At 46.8% G+C, this 21,016-nt stretch carries 25 protein-coding genes; 22 read left to right on the top strand and 3 right to left on the bottom strand.

The window, feature by feature from the left end; genetic code table 11:
- The first annotated feature begins 109 nt into the window (after positions 1-109).
- The 4 genes from ctaG to KNQ06_RS04045 are packed head-to-tail and all read left to right on the top strand — an operon-like array spanning position 110 to position 2,377.
- The gene (gene ctaG, locus KNQ06_RS04030) at positions 110-1,015 is read left to right on the top strand and encodes a cytochrome c oxidase assembly factor CtaG (protein WP_023468825.1); all 906 of its coding nucleotides are present in this window, start codon (positions 110-112) and stop codon (positions 1,013-1,015) included.
- Between the two features lie 18 nt (positions 1,016-1,033).
- The gene (locus KNQ06_RS04035) at positions 1,034-1,495 is read left to right on the top strand and encodes a DUF420 domain-containing protein (RefSeq protein WP_023468824.1); all 462 of its coding nucleotides are present in this window, start codon (positions 1,034-1,036) and stop codon (positions 1,493-1,495) included.
- A gap of 12 nt (positions 1,496-1,507) precedes the next feature.
- A complete protein-coding gene (locus KNQ06_RS04040) occupies positions 1,508-2,113 on the top strand; it encodes an SCO family protein (RefSeq protein ID WP_023468823.1) in 606 nt (201 codons plus the stop codon).
- 6 nt (positions 2,114-2,119) lie between these two features.
- Positions 2,120-2,377, top strand: a complete 258-nt coding sequence (locus tag KNQ06_RS04045; RefSeq protein WP_023468822.1) for a hypothetical protein — start codon at positions 2,120-2,122, stop codon at positions 2,375-2,377.
- 145 nt (positions 2,378-2,522) lie between these two features.
- Here KNQ06_RS04045 and KNQ06_RS04050 read toward each other — a convergent pair whose 3' ends face one another.
- Together KNQ06_RS04050 and KNQ06_RS04055 are read right to left on the bottom strand one after the other, a co-directional pair.
- Positions 2,523-2,873 carry a YugN family protein gene (locus tag KNQ06_RS04050; protein WP_023468821.1) on the bottom strand — a complete coding sequence of 117 codons (351 nt, stop codon included), beginning with the start codon at positions 2,871-2,873 and terminating at the stop codon, positions 2,523-2,525.
- 110 nt (positions 2,874-2,983) lie between these two features.
- The gene (locus KNQ06_RS04055; protein WP_231681737.1) at positions 2,984-3,751 is read right to left on the bottom strand and encodes an ATP-grasp domain-containing protein; all 768 of its coding nucleotides are present in this window, start codon (positions 3,749-3,751) and stop codon (positions 2,984-2,986) included.
- Between the two features lie 101 nt (positions 3,752-3,852).
- Here KNQ06_RS04055 and KNQ06_RS04060 point away from each other — a divergent pair, with 101 nt between their 5' ends.
- Genes KNQ06_RS04060 through KNQ06_RS04080 form a run of 5 tightly spaced genes read left to right on the top strand, consistent with a single transcriptional unit; the run spans position 3,853 to position 6,689 of the window.
- Positions 3,853-4,293 carry a YlbF/YmcA family competence regulator gene (locus KNQ06_RS04060; protein WP_214859713.1) on the top strand — a complete coding sequence of 147 codons (441 nt, stop codon included), beginning with the start codon at positions 3,853-3,855 and terminating at the stop codon, positions 4,291-4,293.
- 24 nt (positions 4,294-4,317) lie between these two features.
- Positions 4,318-4,575: a YlbG family protein gene (locus KNQ06_RS04065; protein WP_023468818.1), complete on the top strand. Its 258-nt coding sequence runs from the start codon at positions 4,318-4,320 to the stop codon at positions 4,573-4,575.
- A 46-nt stretch (positions 4,576-4,621) separates the two neighbouring features.
- Positions 4,622-5,203 (top strand): 16S rRNA (guanine(966)-N(2))-methyltransferase RsmD, encoded by a 582-nt coding sequence (rsmD, locus tag KNQ06_RS04070; RefSeq protein WP_074668417.1) that lies wholly within the window; start codon positions 4,622-4,624, stop codon positions 5,201-5,203.
- Positions 5,200-5,691, top strand: a complete 492-nt coding sequence (gene coaD / locus KNQ06_RS04075) for a pantetheine-phosphate adenylyltransferase (protein ID WP_029342153.1) — start codon at positions 5,200-5,202, stop codon at positions 5,689-5,691. The genes rsmD and coaD overlap by 4 nt, the downstream gene beginning before the upstream one ends.
- Positions 5,691-6,689, top strand: coding sequence for a SepM family pheromone-processing serine protease (locus KNQ06_RS04080; RefSeq protein ID WP_215147385.1), 999 nt, complete (start codon positions 5,691-5,693; stop codon positions 6,687-6,689). The genes coaD and KNQ06_RS04080 overlap by 1 nt, the downstream gene beginning before the upstream one ends.
- Here KNQ06_RS04080 and KNQ06_RS04085 read toward each other — a convergent pair.
- On the bottom strand, positions 6,662-7,813 hold the full coding sequence (locus KNQ06_RS04085) for a tRNA(Met) cytidine acetate ligase (RefSeq protein ID WP_149427631.1): 1,152 nt from the start codon (positions 7,811-7,813) through the stop codon (positions 6,662-6,664). The two genes, KNQ06_RS04080 and KNQ06_RS04085, sit on opposite strands and share 28 nt — an antisense overlap.
- A 156-nt stretch (positions 7,814-7,969) precedes the next feature.
- On the opposite strand from KNQ06_RS04085, the gene KNQ06_RS04090 reads away from it, so the two are divergent.
- From KNQ06_RS04090 to KNQ06_RS04150, 13 genes are all read left to right on the top strand, one after another.
- Complete coding sequence (locus KNQ06_RS04090) at positions 7,970-8,494, top strand: YceD family protein (RefSeq protein ID WP_023468813.1); 525 nt, start codon at positions 7,970-7,972, stop codon at positions 8,492-8,494.
- A gap of 46 nt (positions 8,495-8,540) precedes the next feature.
- Positions 8,541-8,714, top strand: coding sequence for a 50S ribosomal protein L32 (gene rpmF, locus KNQ06_RS04095; RefSeq protein WP_012370841.1), 174 nt, complete (start codon positions 8,541-8,543; stop codon positions 8,712-8,714).
- An 83-nt stretch (positions 8,715-8,797) separates the two neighbouring features.
- Positions 8,798-9,607: a ketopantoate reductase family protein gene (locus tag KNQ06_RS04100; RefSeq protein WP_149427630.1), complete on the top strand. Its 810-nt coding sequence runs from the start codon at positions 8,798-8,800 to the stop codon at positions 9,605-9,607.
- Complete coding sequence (locus KNQ06_RS04105) at positions 9,604-9,960, top strand: DUF3397 domain-containing protein (protein ID WP_023468811.1); 357 nt, start codon at positions 9,604-9,606, stop codon at positions 9,958-9,960. Before KNQ06_RS04100 ends, KNQ06_RS04105 begins: the two co-directional genes overlap by 4 nt.
- 29 nt (positions 9,961-9,989) lie before the next feature.
- Positions 9,990-11,552: a bacillithiol biosynthesis cysteine-adding enzyme BshC gene (gene bshC, locus KNQ06_RS04110; RefSeq protein ID WP_149427629.1), complete on the top strand. Its 1,563-nt coding sequence runs from the start codon at positions 9,990-9,992 to the stop codon at positions 11,550-11,552.
- A 161-nt stretch (positions 11,553-11,713) separates the two neighbouring features.
- Positions 11,714-12,652, top strand: a complete 939-nt coding sequence (rsmH, locus tag KNQ06_RS04115; protein ID WP_029342146.1) for a 16S rRNA (cytosine(1402)-N(4))-methyltransferase RsmH — start codon at positions 11,714-11,716, stop codon at positions 12,650-12,652.
- A 13-nt stretch (positions 12,653-12,665) separates the two neighbouring features.
- Entirely contained in the window at positions 12,666-13,052 is a 387-nt protein-coding gene (gene ftsL / locus KNQ06_RS04120; RefSeq protein WP_023468808.1) for a cell division protein FtsL, read from the top strand.
- Positions 13,049-15,187, top strand: a complete 2,139-nt coding sequence (locus KNQ06_RS04125) for a penicillin-binding protein (RefSeq protein WP_029342144.1) — start codon at positions 13,049-13,051, stop codon at positions 15,185-15,187. The genes ftsL and KNQ06_RS04125 overlap by 4 nt, the downstream gene beginning before the upstream one ends.
- A 108-nt stretch (positions 15,188-15,295) precedes the next feature.
- A complete protein-coding gene (locus KNQ06_RS04130) occupies positions 15,296-16,615 on the top strand; it encodes a UDP-N-acetylmuramoyl-tripeptide--D-alanyl-D-alanine ligase (protein WP_244290044.1) in 1,320 nt (439 codons plus the stop codon).
- A 23-nt stretch (positions 16,616-16,638) separates the two neighbouring features.
- Positions 16,639-17,601, top strand: a complete 963-nt coding sequence (gene mraY / locus KNQ06_RS04135; protein ID WP_050677532.1) for a phospho-N-acetylmuramoyl-pentapeptide-transferase — start codon at positions 16,639-16,641, stop codon at positions 17,599-17,601.
- Positions 17,602-17,634: 33 nt separating this feature from the next.
- The gene (gene murD, locus KNQ06_RS04140; RefSeq protein ID WP_149427628.1) at positions 17,635-18,981 is read left to right on the top strand and encodes a UDP-N-acetylmuramoyl-L-alanine--D-glutamate ligase; all 1,347 of its coding nucleotides are present in this window, start codon (positions 17,635-17,637) and stop codon (positions 18,979-18,981) included.
- Positions 18,978-20,072, top strand: a complete 1,095-nt coding sequence (gene murG, locus KNQ06_RS04145) for an undecaprenyldiphospho-muramoylpentapeptide beta-N-acetylglucosaminyltransferase (RefSeq protein ID WP_149427627.1) — start codon at positions 18,978-18,980, stop codon at positions 20,070-20,072. Before murD ends, murG begins: the two co-directional genes overlap by 4 nt.
- A gap of 60 nt (positions 20,073-20,132) precedes the next feature.
- On the top strand, positions 20,133-20,912 hold the full coding sequence (locus KNQ06_RS04150; RefSeq protein WP_050677530.1) for a cell division protein FtsQ/DivIB: 780 nt from the start codon (positions 20,133-20,135) through the stop codon (positions 20,910-20,912).
- Positions 20,913-21,016: the final 104 nt, after the last annotated feature.

Consider the following 21,016-nt stretch of genomic DNA (forward strand, 5'->3'; position numbering starts at 1 on the left):
GTTTAGCAGGATGGTCTTTTATTTTGGAATCGTTTTATGAGAAACCTTTACAATGAAATAGGGGAACGGTAATCTTAGTTTGTAAGAGAAAGGAACGGGGTGAAAAAATATGTTAGGCAATTTAAGGGGAGCACTTTCGCAATTCGAATGGACTGTCTTATGGAGTCCGTATTATGCGTTGATACTCGTTGGATTGTATATCCTATATGCTGTCGTGACAGAAAAGTTGCGTCGTCCGGATGAGCCGGAAACAACGCTTGGGCAAAAGTTTTCGATGCTCGCGGCATTGATCGTTTTTTACATCGGTTTTGGAAGTCCGTTAGACCTGCTAGCACATATCACGTTCTCAGCACACATGCTGCAGATGGTATTCGTCTATATGGTCGCACCGCCGCTCTTGTTGATTGCGATACCAGAGTGGCTTTATAAGCGCTTGTTCGATACACCGTATCTTGGTAGGATTCTTCGCTTCTTCATCAAGCCGCTGATTGCACTTGTCGTCTTTAATGCCTTGTTTACGTTCTATCACATGCCATTTATTTTTGATTATGTCTTGACGAACTATACCGTTCACCGTCTGTTCCACGGAACATTGATTTTCTTGAGTATGACGATGTGGTATCCGATCATTGCACCGGTCAATGAGGCGGACAGCCTTTCTGACCTGAAGAAGATGGTCTACATCGTAGCGAATGGTGTGTTGTTGACACCAGCCTGTGCCTTCATGATCTTCAGTCAAAGTTTTCAGTATCAAGCGTATCAGGATCCGGCGACGTTCGCGAAAGTACTCGCTTACTGTATGCCGAACAATGATTTAAGCGGATTGAACCTGGAACGATTGCTCGGAACGACAGATGACTTATTAGAGGACCAACGCTTTGGTGGTGTCCTCATGAAGCTCGGTCAAGAACTCGTGTATGGTCTATTCTTCGGACTGACCTTCTTTACATGGGTGCGCCGTTCAAAAAGTACTGCCGTGGATGAAGGCATGTCCTTCACACCAAAAGCGGATTAAATTGGAGGAAGTTGGAACATGAGTTATTTGCCGTTGATTTGTGTGTCGCTGATTGTCATCAGTGCGATTTTCGTAGCGATTGGCTGGTTTTTAATCGCCCAAACGCGTCGTAATATGAAAGCTCACCAAACCGTGATGACGATTGCAGCTGCACTCGCTTTATTATTCTTCATCATGTATGCCTTGCGTACGATTCTGCTCGGTAACACAGCCTTTGGCGGTCCAGAGTCCGTCAAAGCCTACTACACAGGATTCTTGATCTTCCACATCCTTCTTGCGACATCTGGTGGGGTGCTCGGTTTGATGGCACTCTATCACGCGTATAAGAAGAACTTTGCACGTCACCGTAAAATCGGACCGGTTGCCTCAATCGTTTGGTTTTTGACAGCCATTACCGGTGTGATCGTGTATTGCTTACTATATGTCGTCTACGATCCGGGTGAGACGACGAACGTATTCCGGGCGATCTGGAGTCATTAAGGGGGAGCCAACTTGAAAAAGAATAGTTACTTGACGGTCGCTGCCGTCGTCCTTATCTTAGTTGCGGCAGCCGGGGGATATTATTATTTCTTCATGAAAGAAAAGTTACCTGTCATCGCTGAACCGACACCATTTGAATTAACGAATGCCGTAGACGGAAAATCATTCAATTCGGAAGACGGAAAAGTCAAAGTGTTGACGTTCTTCTACTCGAACTGTCCTGATATTTGTCCGTTGACGTTAAATGATTACCGTAAGCTTGAGAAGAAGCTTCGGAGCGAAGAATTGTACGGAAGTGACGTCGAACTCGTCGCAGTGACGGTTGATCCAAAAGTGGATACACCGAAAGTCTTGAAAAAGTATGCTTCGAACTTTGAAGCAGATGCCAAAGGGTGGAGAGTATTGACGGGAGATCCAGTCGTCATCGATCGTTTGACACGTCAGTTGAATTTCTATTACTCGAAGGCTGAGAGCGGCTTGGTGACACACGGAACACAAATGTTCATTTTGGACCGTGAGAATAAAGTACGGGCGATTTCGTCTATGGCGAAGACACCGGATGAACCGGTCGACTTAGAAGAGGTCATGTCTTCGGTCACACAATTAGCAAAGGAGTGAAGGCAGATGACTTATGAAGAGTACATGCAAGGAGATGTTACCGTCTCTATTCAAGCCATCGAGGAATTACTTGCTTGTGCGATCGAGGATTATGGAATCCATCACTCCCGGATCAAACGGATGGACCGGGAAGAGATTGCATTTAGCGTAAAGGTCAATGCACCGGCAACGTCACTTCACGCACTTTATCTTCATGTACGCGAGCAGCTTGGGATTCAGCTCGGAGACGATGTCGTATCTTATGTACAATTCGTCGCGCGTTAAAAGCTATTTCGTGTGTATTAAAGAATAACAATCAGGTGGACAGAACAGCTAATGATTTCGTGGATGATGCGAGGTCGTTAGCTTTTTTGTTTGGAACGAAGAACAAAAAATAGAGGCTCCTCATCGGAACCTCTACGTGTGGATCTTATTTTTCGAGTGTTTCGAGCAATGCTGCTAAACGACGTTCGCAGTCTTTGACGATTTCCGGAGGGAACGTCTCATCATACTCGACACCGTGTGGATAGTAGTGTTTACCGAGAAGTGGTGTCATCATACGAACGACAGCATGGCGGTCTTCAATCTCACCTTGGATCGCATAGACAGGAACACGCAGGTAGAATACTTCACCTGTTGATTGTTTTTCATACTTCATGTCGTACATCGCGCGTTCGTAATCCCATTGTCCTTCACGAACGAAGCGGTGATGTTCCATGATTGTTTCGAGAAGACCGAACTTCAGTTCCTTGCCTTCAATACCATATTGTTCAAACTTCATGTTTGAATCCCCCTATACCCCAGTTTGCTAGTAGATACTAGTCTTTCCAAACTATCATACCATAATGAATGAAACGATGACGTAAAAGATGTGAAGTCATTTTGAAGAATTCATGAACTTCCATATTTTCGTTCGACATATTCAAGAATCGTATCCGGTGCGTGGATACCAAGGTGATTCAGTCCTTCTCCACCGAAGAAGACATTGAACTCAAGAACGTACCACTGTCCGTCACGGATGATGAGATCAAAACCGGCGTGATCGATATCGAGCTGTTTCGCGAGAGCGAGCACGAAGTCGATTGCTCCTTGTGGCACATCATCAAAATCAAGGACACCACCTTGAGCGACGTTATTTAAGAACTGAGCACCACCGACGCGCCAGTACGCAGCAAGGACTTGATCGCCGACGACGACGACACGTAAGTCCTTCTCATTCGGAATGTACTCCTGAATGTAGAACGTCTCGTGTGTATCCGTGTATTTCTTCCAGTCTGTTTCATTTTTGATGAGATGGACACCTTGTCCCATGGAGCTACGGACTGTCTTCGCAACGAACGGAAACGAAAATTCACGTAAGACACGTTCGACGGTGAATTCATTTTTTCCATAGATGCCGGTCCGAGGGATGTTATCCGGAATGACGGTTTGAAAAATCCGCGTCATCTCGATCTTATCATGACCTAAGTGGAACGTAGCAGCCGACGGGAAAATCGGTTTTTTCATTCCGTAGATGATCGAGTGGATTTGCCAGTATTCCGGGAACAGGACGACATCCGCCTGTTCGATTTTTTTTAAGGAATCAAAGTGATAATCTGATTTGGCATGTTCCGTCTTGATTCCAATCGTCCGGAACATATTAAAAGAGAGCAGTTGCATAAAGTTCATTCCTTCCTTCTGAACAAATTATACACAATTCAACAGGCTAGGAGGGAGAGAAATGTTATGATAAGATGGTAAAGTTAAGGAGGAGATTCGTTGTGATATATACCGATAAGACGATTGACCTCATCAACGCAGCGGAAGACCTCATTCGATCTCTCGCTCAAAGTGAAACGGGGCAAGCATATAGATGTGCGAAACAAGCACAGCAAGAGTCAACAGAGGCACAGGCTGTCATTCGCGATTTTCATCAAGTCAAGGAGGACTACGAACTCGTACAGCGATTCGGACGGTATCATCCTGACTATCAGACGATCACGAAAAAAGTCCATGAAGTCAAACGGCGACTTGATTTACAAGAGGAAGTCGCGCAGTTTAAAAAGGCGGAAAAACAACTCGAGACGTTACTCGGACAAATCAGTCTGAAGCTCGCTGGAGAAGTATCACCGCAAATTAAAGTACCGACGGGAAATCCTTTCTTCGATCAAGGATGCGCTGGAGGTTGTTCGACCGGTGGCAGCTGTAGCTGTAGCGGATAACGAAGGTGAAGGGGGTAGGCTGGCGTGATCAAGGAACGAGTGGGACTCATCGTCTATGTCAATGCGATGAAAGCGTCCCGTCAATTACGCCGTTACGGGAACGTCTACTTTACGTCTAAACGTGAACGATACGTTCATCTGTATGTCGATTTAGATCAGCATGAACAGGTGATGGAAGTCATTTCGACTCTCCCGTTCGTCGAATCGATCAAACGTTCAGAACGACCGTTCATCACGGAGACGTTCGCGAACAAAAAAGGTAAAATGCCAGAAGAAGCATAATCCATGGAGCGATGAGGACATCCTCGTCGCTTCTTTGTTGAAAGGAATGAAGGAAATGCGAGTCATTTCAGGGGAACGGAAAGGTACACGATTAAAAGCAGTGCCAGGGGATCAAACACGACCGACGACGGATAAGGTAAAAGAATCCTTATTCAACGTCATCGGTCCTTATTTCAATGGAGGACGAGCACTGGATCTGTTTGCGGGGAGCGGTGGTCTTGGGATTGAATCTCTTTCAAGAGGATGCGATGAGGCAGTGTTCGTCGACCAACACCATAAAGCGATCCAAACGATCCAAGATAATTTACGAACGACGCGCTATACGGACCAAGCACGTGTTTTAAAAAAAGATGTAGCGATCGCTTTAACGGAACTCGCATCTGAAGAGCCGTTTAAGTTGATTTATCTAGACCCTCCCTATGCAAAAGAGCGATTGACGGAACATGTCACGTACATAGAGCAACACAATATGTTGACGGACAATGGTGTCATCGTCTGTGAACATGACTCAGCGGTTGAATTACCGGACCAGATCGGACGACTAGAAGTCGTGCGCCGACTTCGTTATTCCGCTGTCATCTCGATTACATTGTACGAATTCATGGAAGCGGAGGAAGACCACGAATGAAACGAATCGCCATTTGCCCAGGTAGCTTTGATCCGATCACAAACGGACATTTAGACATCATCGAGCGTGCCGTTCCGATTTTTGATGAGATCATCGTTGCCGTACTGAATAATTCTTCGAAGCAACCACTCTTTTCTGTCCAGGAACGGATGGAGTTAATTGCCGATGTGACATCGCACTTACCTCAAATCAAGGTGGATTCCTTTAATGGTCTACTGGTCGATTATGCGGCGGAAGTCGGAGCAACCGCGATTGTACGCGGTCTACGAGCAGTTTCGGATTTTGAATACGAAATGCAAGTCGCTTCCATCAACAAGAAGATGAATGATCAAATCGAGACACTATTCATGATGACGAATAATCAGTATTCCTTCTTGAGTTCTTCGATCGTTAAGGAAGCTGCCAAATATGGTGCTTCCGTTGCCGATCTCGTACCGCCTTCTGTCGAAGAAGCGCTACGTCAGAAATATACGAAAGGAGAACTGTGATGAAAGCTTGGAAACCTGCCTTAGCAGCAATCATCGCTGCCTTGATCGTATTTTTCGTACCGCTTCCCTATTTCATCTCCTATCCGGGTGACGCGACGTCGACGGAAGATTTGATCGATGTGTCTGGAGGCGACAAGGAACCGGGAGATTTGATGATGCTGACGATCGCACAACGCCGGTCCACGCCTTACTTTCTCATTGAAAGCTTATTTCTACCGTTCTCCGAAACATCGAGTGTAAGTGATTATCTGTACGACGGCGAGTCGGACGCGCAGTATGAAACGCGTCAGAAGCTGTATATGGAAGAAGCGCAACATAACGCAACGATCGAAGCGTATGAATTGGCGGATCAAAAGGTCGATGTCGATTTCGAAGGAGTCTACGTCTCCGGCGTCATTCCCGGTGGTCCAGCCGAGGGGAAACTGAAGGCAGGGGATCGGATTACAAGTGTTGACGGAAAACCGATTACGTCATTTGAAGGTTTCATGAAGACGATTCAAGCGAAAAAAGCCAAAACAGCTGTTCCGATTCAGTTCACGCGTAAATCGGAAGACAAGAAGACGACGATTCGAGTGGATCAGTTATCTAAAGAGGTCAAGCGAGTCGGACTAGGTATTTACGAACCGCTTCCGATCTCAAACGTGACGACGGATCCTGATATTGCGTTTCAGGTCGAAGGTGTCGGTGGACCATCTGCTGGAATGATGTTCACCCTTGAAATTTATGATCAATTGACGCCGGGGGATTTGGCGAAAGGGCATAAAATCGCCGGCACGGGAACGATTGAAGAAGGCGGCAAGGTGGGACCGATTGGCGGAGCATGGCAAAAGGTCGTCGCTGCTGACGAGGCAGGAGCAGAAATCATGTTCGTGCCAGCAGGAGAGAACTACAAAGAAGCAAAACCATCCATCAAAAAACTCGGAACGAACATGAAGCTCGTTCCGATCAAGACAGTCGAAGATGCGATTGATTATTTAGAAGAACTTCCAGCAAAATAAGGAAAACGACGGTGTTCGAGCAACGCGTCGTAGCGAGCCAAGGGCAGTGCGTATGCAGCTGTCACTTGGCTCTCTTTCGTTAGCCAAGGATGACTCGTGAAGGTACTGAAGACGGTAGTCCGCGTTTTGATGGTTTTGAGTGCCTGTCGTCCTCGTTCTGAAAAGGCGAGGGGACGAACGAAATCAATATGGTCGTAATCAATCCGTGCGACCTCCTCTACTGTCGTTGAGGTCAACAGATAGATCAGGGCACGTTGCAGGCTCGTCCGCGTATAACGGCGTGTTTTGACGTGATTCAGAAAGGTCTCGAATGTCGTTGCTTGTTTAGCCCCTTCGATGAGTCGTGGTGCTAACGAAGCGTCGATCCCAGCGATTCGCATCAACTCGGCTACTGGAGTCGTTAGTAGACGTTGTCGAATCCATGGATAATAATGCGAGAAGTTGGCGAAAGAGGCACTTGCTAAGACGTCTTCGGTCTGTTCAGGAAGTGCGAGCAGCTGACCGTGTGTCTGATGATGGGCGCGTATCGCGGTGGCGCTCATGATGTCCCCGGTGGATAAGTCGTGGTAGCCACTTCCAATCCGTTTCGTCGTGTGAAGCGATAGGGTATTTGCGGCGCGAGCGTAATAATAGCCAAGCGTATTGTTCGGTTGTGTCAAATCAAGCGTCCGTGAGACGCTCCTGAATGCTTGACTGGCGGCGTGAGCAGAAGAGAGACCCGCTGATAATCCATCGTGTAACGCTTGCTTGTATGCAGGTGTCTCTTCGATCTGTTCCGCTGCTGCATGGAGAAAAGGTTCGATATCTCCGCACTCGCTTCCAAACGAAAGCGACTGACAGCCGATTGTCTCGGCAATCGTTACACCACCGAGTGCAAAGCGATCAGCACGCTGGACAGCAAAATAGAAGGGAAGTTCAAGAACGAGATCGATGGCACCGCTCGCGACCGCTGCCTGAGCACGTGTCCATTTATCCGTAAAGGCGGGCTCACCACGCTGCATGAACGTCCCGCTCATGATGGCGACGATGACGTCGGCATCCGTTTCCCGTCGTGCTGTCGTCGCTTGATAATAGTGTCCGTTATGAAACGGATTGTACTCTGAAATGATAGCTGTCATCCTCATGAAAACTTTCTCCTTTGCAAACCGAATTAAGTGCGGTAATATGGATAAAGACGTCCAAAAGTGTTCGTTCTCTAGCGATTTCAGTGTAAAGAAAAAACATTGACAAAACAAGATGTCCTCTCTATAATTCATATTGTTGCAATTGAGGTGATTCGGATGAAATGGTCCCTGATGCAATTGAATAAATTGCGCAATCTGGGTCAACTTCAGGTTAACGAGACGATCGAGCTCAATGAGCTAGTCGCCCTCCATCCGGATATCCGGGCGGTGCAACCTGTGCACGTTCGTGCAAATGCATCGTTTACATCGAATCAATTAATATTCAATCTTCGGATTACCGGCGAAATGACGCTTCCGGATGCCCGGACGCTAAATGACGTCGCTTATCCATTCGAGATTGAATCCATCGAGCCATTCCTGCTCGAGGTCGATGCTGTTTCGAACGAAGCAGATGACATCAACGTGCCGATCGGGAATACGGTCGATCTTCGACCGCTCGTGCAAGAATTGATTTTACTTCATGTGCCAGTGCAAGTGCATGGGGATGATGAAGAGAATCAGTTGGTTGAGGGGGAAGGCTGGACGATTCTTTCTGAAGAAGATCCAGAGGAAACCGAACCAAAAATCGATCCGCGACTCGCGGGTCTCGCTCAGTTCTTTAAAAAAGATCAGGATTCCTGATTTCTGAAGTAAAGGCGAGTGTATTTTTTCAAGGAGGTGGACAACGATGGCAGTACCATTCCGCAGAACGTCGAAAACACGCAAACGTCTTCGCCGTACTCATTTCAAACTCCGTGTACCAGGTATGGTCGAGTGCCCAAACTGTGGTGAAATGAAACTTTCACACCGCGTTTGTAAAGCATGTGGCTCGTACAAAGGTAAAGAAATCGTCAGCAAATAAGCTGATTGATCGGTATAAAAGCGACCTTCAAATCGAGAAATCGGTTTTAAGGTCGCTTTTTTCATGAAAGGGGATATGAATAGATGAATGTTGGAATCATTGGCGCGGGTGCCATCGGGTTATTGCTTGCCTCTTATTTATCGGAAGATCATGCAGTCACGCTTTATGTGCGACAAGAACAAGATGAGGAACGACCAATCATTCGCGATGGACAAGCGAGTCGTCTCGTACGGATCCGGAAGATTGATCGGCTCGAGTCAGAAGACTTGGTGTTTGTCGCGACAAAGTCGTATGATATAAAAAGTGTGATTCCATTCCTTAAACGGCTGACGTGTCCCGTCATGTTCCTGCAAAATGGAATGGATCATTTGAAATGGAAAGAGCAATTGCCGCATGTCTTATTTGGTATCGTCGAACATGGTGCCATGCGCACTGCACCGTTTGAAGTCCAGCATACTGGAAAAGGACGCATCCGCTACGGGAATCAAGAGGTAGCGAACTTGTCGTCAAAGCAGCTGTGCTTTGAATTCGAGTCAGATATGGAAGCTGTCTTATTGACGAAGCTGTTCATCAACGTCGTCATCAATCCAGTGACGGCTTATTACGGTGTTGAGAATGGATCCTTATTAGAGATGCCTTATCGAGAAGAAGCCCGTCAATTATTTGACGAAATGCGGACGATTTTCCCGCACCATGACATTACTTATTCCGAAATCGAGCGGATCATGAAGAATACGAGCAAAAATCGTTCTTCCATGTTACGAGATCTTGAGTATGGACGACGAACGGAAGTAGAACCGATACTTGGATACGCATTACGTCAGGCGACGACTGCGACGCCACGTTTATCTTTTTATTATGAACAGATCAAACAGAGGGAGGGTCCGCGGTGACAGTCTTCATCATTTTTCCTTTATTCAGCCTGATTGCGTTGTATCTCGTCTTTCTACTTCTATTTCGGAAACATGGGAAGGCCGTTCGATTTGCACTCGACTTTGGAACATTCATCGTTCTGTATGCGATTCATGTTGCATTGATTGCCTTGACCGGAACAAATTACTTAGGGTGGATCGTCATCGTCGTGTTGTTGGTGTTTGCGTTGAATGCACTCTGGCAACGAATTCGTCAACTTGATGTTGATTTGAGACAAATGATTCGCCACAGTTGGCGGATCATCATCTTGCTGGCATTACCCGTCCATTTCATACTGTTCGTACTCGGTATTCGTCAACTGTTCATCAGCTGACCAGTTAGGTAAGAAAGAAGGGATTTTGTTTGAAGGTACAACCATTTGAAGCCTTATACGATGATAACTCGTTGATGCATCGTGCTTCACGAGAAGAATTCTTAACATATGTCGACCACCTTGGAGAGAGTGGTTTAGCGTCGAGGAGCCGTTTGCTTGAAGAACGTCACTACCCGCATCTTGCGGCACTGACAGACGAACTCGAACGCCAAAATCCGAACATGACGGAGCGTTTGCGGGAACGTGTCGCGAAGCTTCGTACGGGTGAAGCTCAAGTTGTCATTACAGGGCAACAAACGGGTATCTTTGGCGGACCATTATATGCCATCTATAAATTGTTGACCTGTCTGAAGGTCGCGCAGCAGGCGGAAACGACACTTGGGCGACCTGTCGTTCCGATTTTTTGGCTCGCGACCGAAGATCATGATTTTGATGAGATTAACCATGTTTACGTTCCGACAGCGGATTATCAAACGCGTAAAATCGCTGTCACACCTTCAGAATCGATTGCCCGCTCGGTCAGTCGGCTCTCTTTTGATCAAGCAGCACTTCTTGAAATCATCGAAGAGGCATTCCGAGCAATGCCAGAAACGGTTCATACGAAACAATTAGTTGCGCGCCTGAAGCAACTCGTTGAAGCGTGTACATCGTATGGGATGTTTTTCTCACAACTGATCGGTGAATTGATCGATTTTGATGTCGTCTTCTTTGATGCGGATACACATTCTGTCCGTGAACTCGAGATTCCGTTCTTTGAACGGTTGATTCAAGACAATACGGAATTTAGACGAGCATTGACGGATGGTATTTCACAGACGCAAGAGTTACCGGATACATTCTTGAACGAGGAAGCGGCGCATCTTTTCGTCGATGATCACGGTCGTCAGTTGCTGTATCCGACAGCAGACGGATTCGAGACGAAACAAGGAAAGCAATATACGGAGCTTGAATTGATCGCGTTGCTGTACGCCAGTCCGGAACGTTTCTCCAACAGTGTCGTCACACGTCCATTGATGCAGGATTACCTGTTCCCGACGCTTGCCTATATCGGGGGTCCGGGGGAGTTAGCATACTGGACACGCTTACGACCGCTCTTTCATCACCTGAATTGGACGATGCCGTTATTGATTCCCCGCATGGGTGGGTTACTCGTGCGTCGTAGCGATGAAAAACGTCTTGCTAAACTCGAGGTGTCGCTCGAAGAAATCGTCCGATCAGGCGTTCCGATTCCGCTCTATTCAGAAGAGAAAATGACAGGACGTATGCAGACGGCAGCAATGTTAAAAGACAGTTTCGTCTCCGAATTCCTTTCGCTCGAACAGGATCTACTGCGGACATCGAGTAAGAGTGAGAAGGTCAAGAGACAGCTCGATCAAGCAGTCGCTAGTCTACTGGCAGAAGATCGACGTCGGTTCGATCGACAAACACGGCAATATAAAGAGACGGCTTATCATCTTCTTCCTGATGGAGCGCCGCAAGAGCGAATTCATTCTGTCCTCCCGTGGTTGAATCACCATGGTCTTGATTTTGTTCGGGACTTAAGAACAGCCTATGAAGCAATTACGAGTGATCAACTGAAGATTTTCCTTTAAACCTGCTGAAACTAGCAGGTTTTTTCTCTTTTTTAGCGAAAATTACACAAAAGTTAAATAAATCAAGGAAACTGTCTCATTTTCGTAACGTTTTCACGAGAGAATGTGATACATTGAAAAAGAGTAACGTCCTTCAAGGACAGTGAAAGGTGAGGCAGGACATGTTTGAGCATGAAACAGTATTGAAATGGGAGTCGATCGAAGGACTCGCGATTAAACCCGACGGTATTTACGTCGATTGTACATTAGGTGGAGCAGGACACAGCGAAGAGATCGTCAAGCAATTGACGACAGGTCATCTATACGCATTTGATCAAGATGATGTCGCCCTCGCTCATGCAGCAGAACGTCTCGCGGCGTATGAAGGTCGCTTTACTTTAATAAAGAGTAATTTTGCTTATCTGAAAGAGCAATTAGCAGCACATGGCGTCGAGAAAGTGGACGGCATCTTATTCGATCTCGGTGTCTCTTCACCACAATTAGACGAAGGGGAACGGGGATTTAGTTACAATCACGACGCACGTCTCGACATGCGCATGGATCAATCTTCTCCACTTTCTGCTTACGAAGTCGTCAATGAGTGGCCGTACAATGATCTCGTACGTATCTTCTTTACATACGGGGAAGAGAAATTCTCGAAACAGATTGCGCGCAAAATCGAAAAAGCGCGGGAAGAGCGACCGATCGAGACGACGTTCGAACTCGTCGAATTGATCAAGGATGCGATTCCGGCACCAGCACGACGTAAAGGTGGTCACCCTGCGAAACGGACATTCCAAGCAATCCGGATCGCCGTCAATGATGAACTGAATGTCTTTGACCGTGCGGTACACCAAGCCATTGATTTATTACGGGTCGGTGGACGTCTATGTGTCATTACGTTCCATTCACTTGAAGATCGCATGTGTAAACAAGCAATCAAAGAAAAATCATCATTACCCGAGCTTCCACCGGGGTTACCGATGATTCCCGTCGAAATGGAGCCGGAACTCCGACTCGTCACACGCAAGCCGATTACGGCTGGTGTTGAAGAGCTCGATGATAACCGTCGCGCCCGATCGGCAAAATTACGAGTTGCTGAAAAAATGAAAGAAACTTGAGAGGAGCATTCCAATGGCAGAACCACTTCGTAAATCGGTCCAAACGGTTCAACCCGTTCGTCAACAACCTGTTCAGGAACCACGAAAGACGGAAGATATCGCGCGTCGCGTCGCCGTCCGTCCGAAGTATCGCTTGTATCCCTTTGAAAAATTCTTATACAGCGCGATGATTGGTGGTCTTGTGTTATTTGGGAGTTTGACGATCAGTACGCATAACGAAGCGTATAATGTGAGCCGTGATTTAGCGAAAGAGAACCAAGTCACACAATCACTCAAAAAAGAAAACGAACGTTTACAACTAGAGGTCACGAACTTAAGCTCTCCGGAACGGATTTATAAGATTGCAAAAGAACAGGGTCTTGATATGCGTAAAGGGAACATCAAGGTGATTCCTAAATGAATCCACTGAAAAAATCCCGTTGGAGAGTAGCCTTTATCATGGTGATATTTGCTACTCTCTTTTTTGTGTTCATTGGCCGATTTTTGTATTTAGCAACGACAAAACAGTTCCACGGTGAAGATATGATTGCATATGCGGAAAAGAAACGATGGGAGTCTCAAGAAACGCTTGGAGCAGAACGTGGCGAGATTTTCGACCGTCTCGGTTCCCCGATTGCGATCAATATTCCATCCTATCATCTGATTGGCGTTTATCGACTTGGTGGTGTCAAAGATCCAGATGAGACGATCGTCGACTTTAAAAAGACGGCTGAAGGTCTTGCGCCGATTCTTGGGATGACGACGAAGGAACTGGAGACCTATCTGATTGAAAACAAAGACCGTTCTCAAATTGAGTTCGGAAAAAAAGGAAATGATTTGACGCTTGATCAAAAAGAGAAGATCGACAATCTGAAGCTTCCTGGCATCCGGATGATTGAAGAGCCGAAACGATACTATCCGAACGGCATCTTCTTGTCTGATACACTGGGGTTCGTTCAAAAGATCACCGAGGAAAATGGTCGGGTCGCTTTACAAGGTCAGATGGGAATCGAGAAGCAGTATGATAATGCTTTAAGTGAATCTTACGGAGCCCGTGTCTTTGAAAAGGATCGTAGCGGTAATCCGCTGATTCAAGGTGCGTCACGTGTCTCGAACGAACCGAAGGATGGATCGAATCTCTATTTGACGATCGATCATCGAATCCAACAGTCGCTTGAAAAAGAGATGCAAAAAATGTACAACACGTACAAACCGAAAAATGCGACAGGTATCGTCATGGATGCGAAGACTGGTGAAATCCTCGCTATGGCGGATCGCCCATCGTTCAACCCGAATTTACGTGATATGAAAGATTTCACGAATTTTGCCGTCTCGTCACGATTCGAGCCAGGTTCAACGATGAAAATCTTTACGCTCGCAGCGGCGATTGATGCGGGAGTCTTTCGTCCGAATGAGATGTATAAATCGGGTAGTTATAACTACAAAGGAACGGTCATCAAGGATTATAACGATGTCGGTTGGGGAACCATTCCGATGATTGAAGGGGTCTATCACTCCTCAAACGTCATGTTCTCGAAGTTGACAGCAGAAAAACTTGGGATCGAACGGTATAAAGATTATTTTAAGAAGTTTCATTTTGACCAACGAACGGGTATAGACATCTCGGGAGAAGTAAATAGTCAATCCGACTTGTCTAAACCGTTGAATGCGCTCATCACCTCATGGGGGCAATCGACTGCGGTCACGCCGATGCAATTGCTTCAAGGAGCGACAGCGATCGCTGGAGACGGCGAGATGGTCAAACCGCATATCATCCAAAAAGCGGATCATACGGATAAGGCACCATACCGAGCGAAAACAGAGGTCGTCGGTAAACCGATCTCCGCTGAAGCGGCAAAAGCAACACGCGAAGCACTCGACGGTGTCGTCAATAGTAAGCTTGGTACAGGTCAAATGTATAAGTTGAAAGATTACCGGGTCATTGGGAAGACCGGAACGGCTCAGATTTCTGAGAATGGAAAGTATATTCAAGGACAATTCATTCACTCGTTTATCGGTATGGCCCCCAAAGATGATCCGGAATTGATCATGTACATCGCGGTAGATCGTCCATCGAAAAACGAATCATCTGTTTCTGGTCCGCTCATCATGAGTCCTGTGTTCAAAAGTGTCATGAATACGGCACTACAGTATCGTAGTATCCAACCGGAAACGCAAAAGGATTCGGTGGATGTCAAAGCGAAGATCACGCCAAGTTATATCAAGAAGAGTGCTCGACAAGCGACTGATTTAGCAAAAGAACAAGAGGCAGTTGCGATCATCCTAGGCGATGGTGCTGAAGTCGTTTCGCAGATTCCATCCCGTGGACAGGAATTCGTCAGCGGAGAACGTGTCTTGCTGAAAACATCAAATACGTTCAAGATGCCGGATTTGACCGGTTGGTCGCAACGAGATGTCAAAAAGCTTGTCAGCTTATATGATTTGAAGCTCGACGTCATCGGTAAAGGTTTTGTAACCAAACAATCGGCTCGAACTGGTACACTAGTGAAGGAAAATGGAAAGTTGACGGTCGAACTAGCTGAACCTAAAGAGTAACGGTAGAGCAAGTTTCCTGATTTCTACAGGAAGACGAGGACGAACAGGAGTCATTCGTTGACTTTTGCATTCGTCCTCTTTTGCTGTCATCGAATGGAGGTATATATCATGTTAACAATTACGCAACTCGCTGAATGGTTGCATCTCGATGTCAAAGATGATCGTATCGTTCGTCATTTTGCAACGGATTCACGCGCACAACTGGAAGACGGTCTCTATGTTCCGATTCAGGGAGCACGCGTCGATGGTCATCGATTCCTTGAAGGTGCAAAAAACCAAGGAGCGATCGTCACCTTATGGAAGAAAGGCATTGATCGACCAGACATCGATATCGTTTTCTTGGAAGTCGATGAACCATTGGTTGCCCTGCAACAAATCGCAAAACGATACTTAATGCAGATTGCGCCGAAAATTGTCGCCATCACTGGATCAAATGGGAAGACATCGACGAAGGACATGGTCGAGAGCGTACTCAAGACGACGTTTAAGACACATAAGACACAAGGAAACTTCAATTCGGATATCGGAATGCCATTAACGATTCTCATGATGCCAGCTGATACGGAAGTCGCTGTGCTTGAGATGGGAATGAACGGGTTTGGCGATATTGAATTCCTATCGAATCTAGCTGAGCCAGATATCGCACTCGTCACGAACATCGGCGAATCGCATGCGGAGCAAGTCGGTGGACGCAGTGGCATCGCCAAAGCGAAGCTTGAGATTCAATCCGGACTCAAACCAGGTGGTCATTTATTCGTTGATGGTGACGAACCACTTCTCGCAGAAGTCGAAGCGGAGAAGATCGGCTATCAAATCGGAAATACGTACCGGATCGAAACGAAGGAAGCAACGTTCTTTGGAACGACCTTTACTTACGATGGCACCGCTTTTCACCTACCAGTGCTAGGGAAACACCAAGTCCGAAATGCAGCATATGCAATTGCGACAGCACGTGCACTTGGCGTGACGGACGCCCGGATTCAAGAAGGGTTCGATGCGGTTGAATTGACACCGATGCGGATGGAACGATTACTCTTTGAAGAGACTGCGGTCATCAATGATGCGTATAACGCGAGTCCGACATCAATGAATGCAGCGATTGAGACGGTCACTGCGCTGGAAGGGTATACGACACGCGTTCTCGTCCTCGGCGATATGTATGAATTAGGGGACCAAGAACGCTTATTACATGCCTCGGTCGGAAAGCGGATTGCGTTACCTGTCTCGCATGCTATCCTAGTAGGGGAGAAAGGCGCGTGGATTGCTGAAGGAATCAGCGACCCGTCTGTTCAAATCCAATTCGCGACAACCGTTGAGGATGCTGCAAAACGATTGCGTCCATTGCTCGGAGAACGAACAATCGTTTTATTGAAAGCGTCACGTGGGATGGCGCTTGAACGGATATTAACCTATCTGAACGAAAACTAATTTTTGAAAAAAGGGTGTCTGCTATGATCACATTATTCATCAGTCTTATTCTTGCATTTCTTGTTGTACTACTCGTCATGCCAAAGGCGATTCCATTTCTACACCAATTGAAGTTCGGTCAGGAAATTCGGGAAGAAGGACCGCAATGGCATCAGGTCAAATCCGGAACACCGACGATGGGTGGAATCGTCATTCTTGTCGCGATGATCGTCAGCGTTCTCGGTGCAGTCGTCATGGGCGATCTATCGACGACACAATTATCGTTACTGTTTTTAACACTTGCTTATGGCGTCATCGGCTTCATTGATGATTACATCAAAGTCGTCAAGAAACGTAACCTTGGTCTGAATTCGAAACAAAAATTAATTGGACAAATCGTCGTCGGATTGTTATTCGTCTGGTTGAGCGGTGGATTCACGAGTGATGCGACGTATCTATCGATTCCATTTACCGATTTTGAGCTTGATTTCGGTATCGTCTATCCATTTGTTGCCTTGTTCTGGTTAGTTGGCTTCTCAAATGCAGTCAACTTGACGGATGGATTGGACGGTCTCGTATCATTCACAGCGATTCCAACATTCTTGTTCTTCGGATTATACAGTTGGTTTATCGCGGATGAAGTAGGCGCTGCTTGTTTTGCTTTCTCAGCAGTCGGTGCATTGATCGGATTCTTGTTATTCAATGCGCACCCAGCGAAGATCTTCATGGGAGATACAGGTTCACTTGCACTCGGTGCTGCACTAGCAGGTCTATCGATTGTCTTAAAACTGGAATTACTACTCGTCTTAATCGGTATCGTGTTCGTTGTCGAGACATTATCCGTCATTCTACAAGTCATCTCCTTTAAGACGACAGGGAAACGGATTTTCAAAATGAGCCCAATTCACCATCACTTCGAAATGGTCGGTTGGAGCGAATGGCGGATCGTCGGTACATTCGCAGGAATCAGCTGTTTGATGGCATTCATCGCCTATCTATTCGTGTAATAAAAAAGAAGAGAGAAAGTGAGCGATTCAACAATGGAACAACGACAATGGAATGATCAAAAAGTGCTCGTTCTCGGAACGGCGAAAAGTGGAATCGCAGCAGCTCGGTATTTAGCGAGTGTTGGTGCAGAGGTAACGGTCAATGACGGGAAAACGCCGTCCGAGAGTGATCAAGCGACGCTTGCATCGCTCGACGTTAAGACGGTCTACGGTGAGCACCCGCTCACACTACTCGACGACATCGATTTGATCGTCAAGAATCCAGGAATTCCGTATCACATTGATCTGCTACAAGAAGCCTTGCGACGCGATATTCCGGTTTGGACAGAGGTAGAACTGGCGTATCAAGCAACCGATGCGACGTGGATTGCCATCACAGGATCGAACGGGAAAACGACGACGACGACGCTTGTCCATGAATTGTTGAAAACCGGTACGCGGCGTGTACATTTGGCAGGAAACATTGGATTCCCGGCAATTGAAATCGCATGTCAGGCGAAACAGGACGATATCATCGTCATTGAATTATCAAGTTTTCAATTGATGGGGATCGAGCAGTTCCGACCATACACGGCAGCGTTTTTGAATTTATCACCGGCGCATCTGGATTATCATGGTGATTTTGAATCGTATGGCGAAGCGAAAGCCCGGATCTTTAAGAACATGAAAGAAACGGATCGTCTTGTCTTGAATGCCGATGATACGTCCGTTAATGCGCTCGGAAAGACTGCTGAAGTAACGCCACTCTTGTTCTCTCGTCGTCAATCGGCGTACGCAGAAGTCATGAACGATACGTTGACAATCAATGGGACGAGTATCTTACCTGTTGATGAACTGGCTCTCGGTGGTGGGCATAATGTCGAGAACGTTCTCGCAGCCTTAACACTCGTCGAACCGTTTAACTTAGCATTATCTGACGTTCAACACGTTCTACGGACGTTTGGTGGTGTAGAGCACCGGACACAGTTCGTCGGTGAAATTGCTGGTCGAAAAGTTTACAACGACTCAAAAGCGACGAATAATGTTGCAACAGAAGCGGCGTTGTCCGGATTTACGGCACCTATCATCTGGTTATGTGGCGGACTCGAGCGTGGAGCGGATTTGACACCGTTACTCGATTCAATGAAGCACGTCAAACACGTCATCGGACTTGGTGAGACGGGTCATCGATTCGGAACGCTTGCGTCAGAAAATGGCTATACGTCGACCGTTGTTGAGGCGATGGATGAAGCGGTGAAAGTCGCGTTTGAAGTGTCACAACCCGGCGACATCATTCTTCTGTCACCAGCATCTGCAAGTTGGGATCAATACAAGACATATGAAGAGCGCGGCGATCATTTCGTTCGTGCCGTACATGAAGTAGGAGGAACAACAGTATGAAAATCGTCGTCTCTGGAGGCGGTACAGGCGGTCACATTTATCCGGCACTCGCTATGATCCGGGAGCTCGAACAACGCATGCCGTGTGAGGTCCTCTATATCGGAACAGAAAATGGTCTCGAGGCGGATATCGTCCGTCGCGCGGGAATCCCATTTGAATCGATTGAGATTTCTGGCATCCGTCGTTCCTTGTCGTTCGAAAACGTCAAGACCGGTATCCGGTTCGTCAAGAGCGTCCGGCGTGTTCGTCGACTACTGCGTCAGTTCCAACCGGATATCGTCGTCGGTACAGGTGGATTCGTTTGTGGACCGGTATTGTATACGGCTGCAAAAATGGGTTTCAAGACACTCGTTCATGAACAAAACAGTTTACCTGGTATCACGAATAAATTCTTAGCTCGGTATGTGGACCGGGTTGCACTCTCTTTTAAAGGGTCTGGACATCACTTCGGTAAGAATGAAGCGAAGACGGTTTTAATTGGAAATCCGCGTGCTTCTGAAGTGGCAGAGCTCAACATCAATCCGCTTGAAGAGCGACAACGTTTCGGTTTTGAGGAAGGACGCCCTCTCATCGTCATCTATGGCGGTAGTCGTGGCGCACCCGCAATCAACGAAGCAGTCGTCGATATGATGCCAAAGGTCGAGCAAGCAGGCTGGTCGCTCCTCTTCGTTACGGGTCAAATTCATTACGATACGATTGTGTCACGCGTCGGTTCCGTACCAGAACGCATTCAACTTCGTCCATTCGTATATGATTTACCGAATATCTTAAAAGCCAGCCAACTCGTCATTTCGCGTTCGGGAGCAAGTACGCTTGCAGAGCTGACGACACTCGGCTTACCGAGTGTGCTCATCCCAAGTCCTTACGTGACGGAAAATCATCAAGAGGTCAATGCCTCATCGCTCGTCGAGACAGGTGCGAGTCTATTGATTCGTGAACAGGAACTGACAGGTGATCGGTTGTTTGAGGCATGTGAAAAAGCGTTAGCACAACAACAAACGATGTCTGAAGCGGCGCTTGCGCTCGGTATGCCGAACGCTTCACGGGACTTAGTTGATGAATTGTTACGATTGACGGCACAAAAAAACTAAACTATTGCAGGAAAAGACCGATAGGGAAATGAACTGTTACGTATAGAGGGGGAATGAGACGTGAGGGAACGGAGAGCGGTCGGACGACCACAAGAGGACGAGAACGTCCGTAGTCTCGAAGATAAGATACCTTATATCCGTGAACAACGTCGCAAAAAAGCCAACCGAAGACTCATTTATGTCCTGATTCTGATTGGTCTATTGGTCGGTGTCGTCTTTTATCTACAATCGAGTTATTCTCGGGTTGCTCAATTTGATATCGAGGGTAATGTCAATGTGAAGTCTGCTGATATCTTGCAAGCGTCCGGGATTAAGGTGAAGGAAACACACGCCTTTAATGTATCGGAAGAAGACGTTCTTGAGCGAATCGAGAAGGTTCCGGGTATTCAAGAAGCGACGATGCAAAAACAGTTTTTGCATCAATATCGCGTGACGGTGACGGAAGAGAAAGAGATTGCTTACGCGAAAGATAAACCGGGAGACCGGATCGTGCTTGCGGACGGGACGATCATTCCTGGAAAGTCGAAGGAAGAACTATTCGATGCTCCGATCTTGACAGGATTCACGGATCAGTCATTAAATCGATTGACGAAGGAACTTGTTAAAATCGAGCCGAAAGTACGGAGCCGAATCTCAGAAATCGTCGCAAACGATAAGACGGACAAAGGCGGTCTGAAGTTATTCATGACGGATGGGAATACGGTATTACTCAGTACGTCTGCCTTTTCAAATTCCTTGAATGAATACGTGAAGGTCATTTCTGCCTTACCGAAAGGAAAGACGGGAACAATTACAATTGATGGCGGTATCTATTTCAAACCATATAAAGGGAAAAAATAGAAGATTCGTAAAGGGTTGACGAACAAAAAAACAAACGTGTGTTTTCATTCGTCGACCGTTGTTCGAATCGTCATCAAATCGTAATCTATTCGAACGCTAAGACG

Source organism: Exiguobacterium sp. s91 (assembly GCF_018618915.1).
GTDB classification, from domain to species: domain Bacteria; phylum Bacillota; class Bacilli; order Exiguobacteriales; family Exiguobacteriaceae; genus Exiguobacterium_A; species Exiguobacterium_A abrahamii.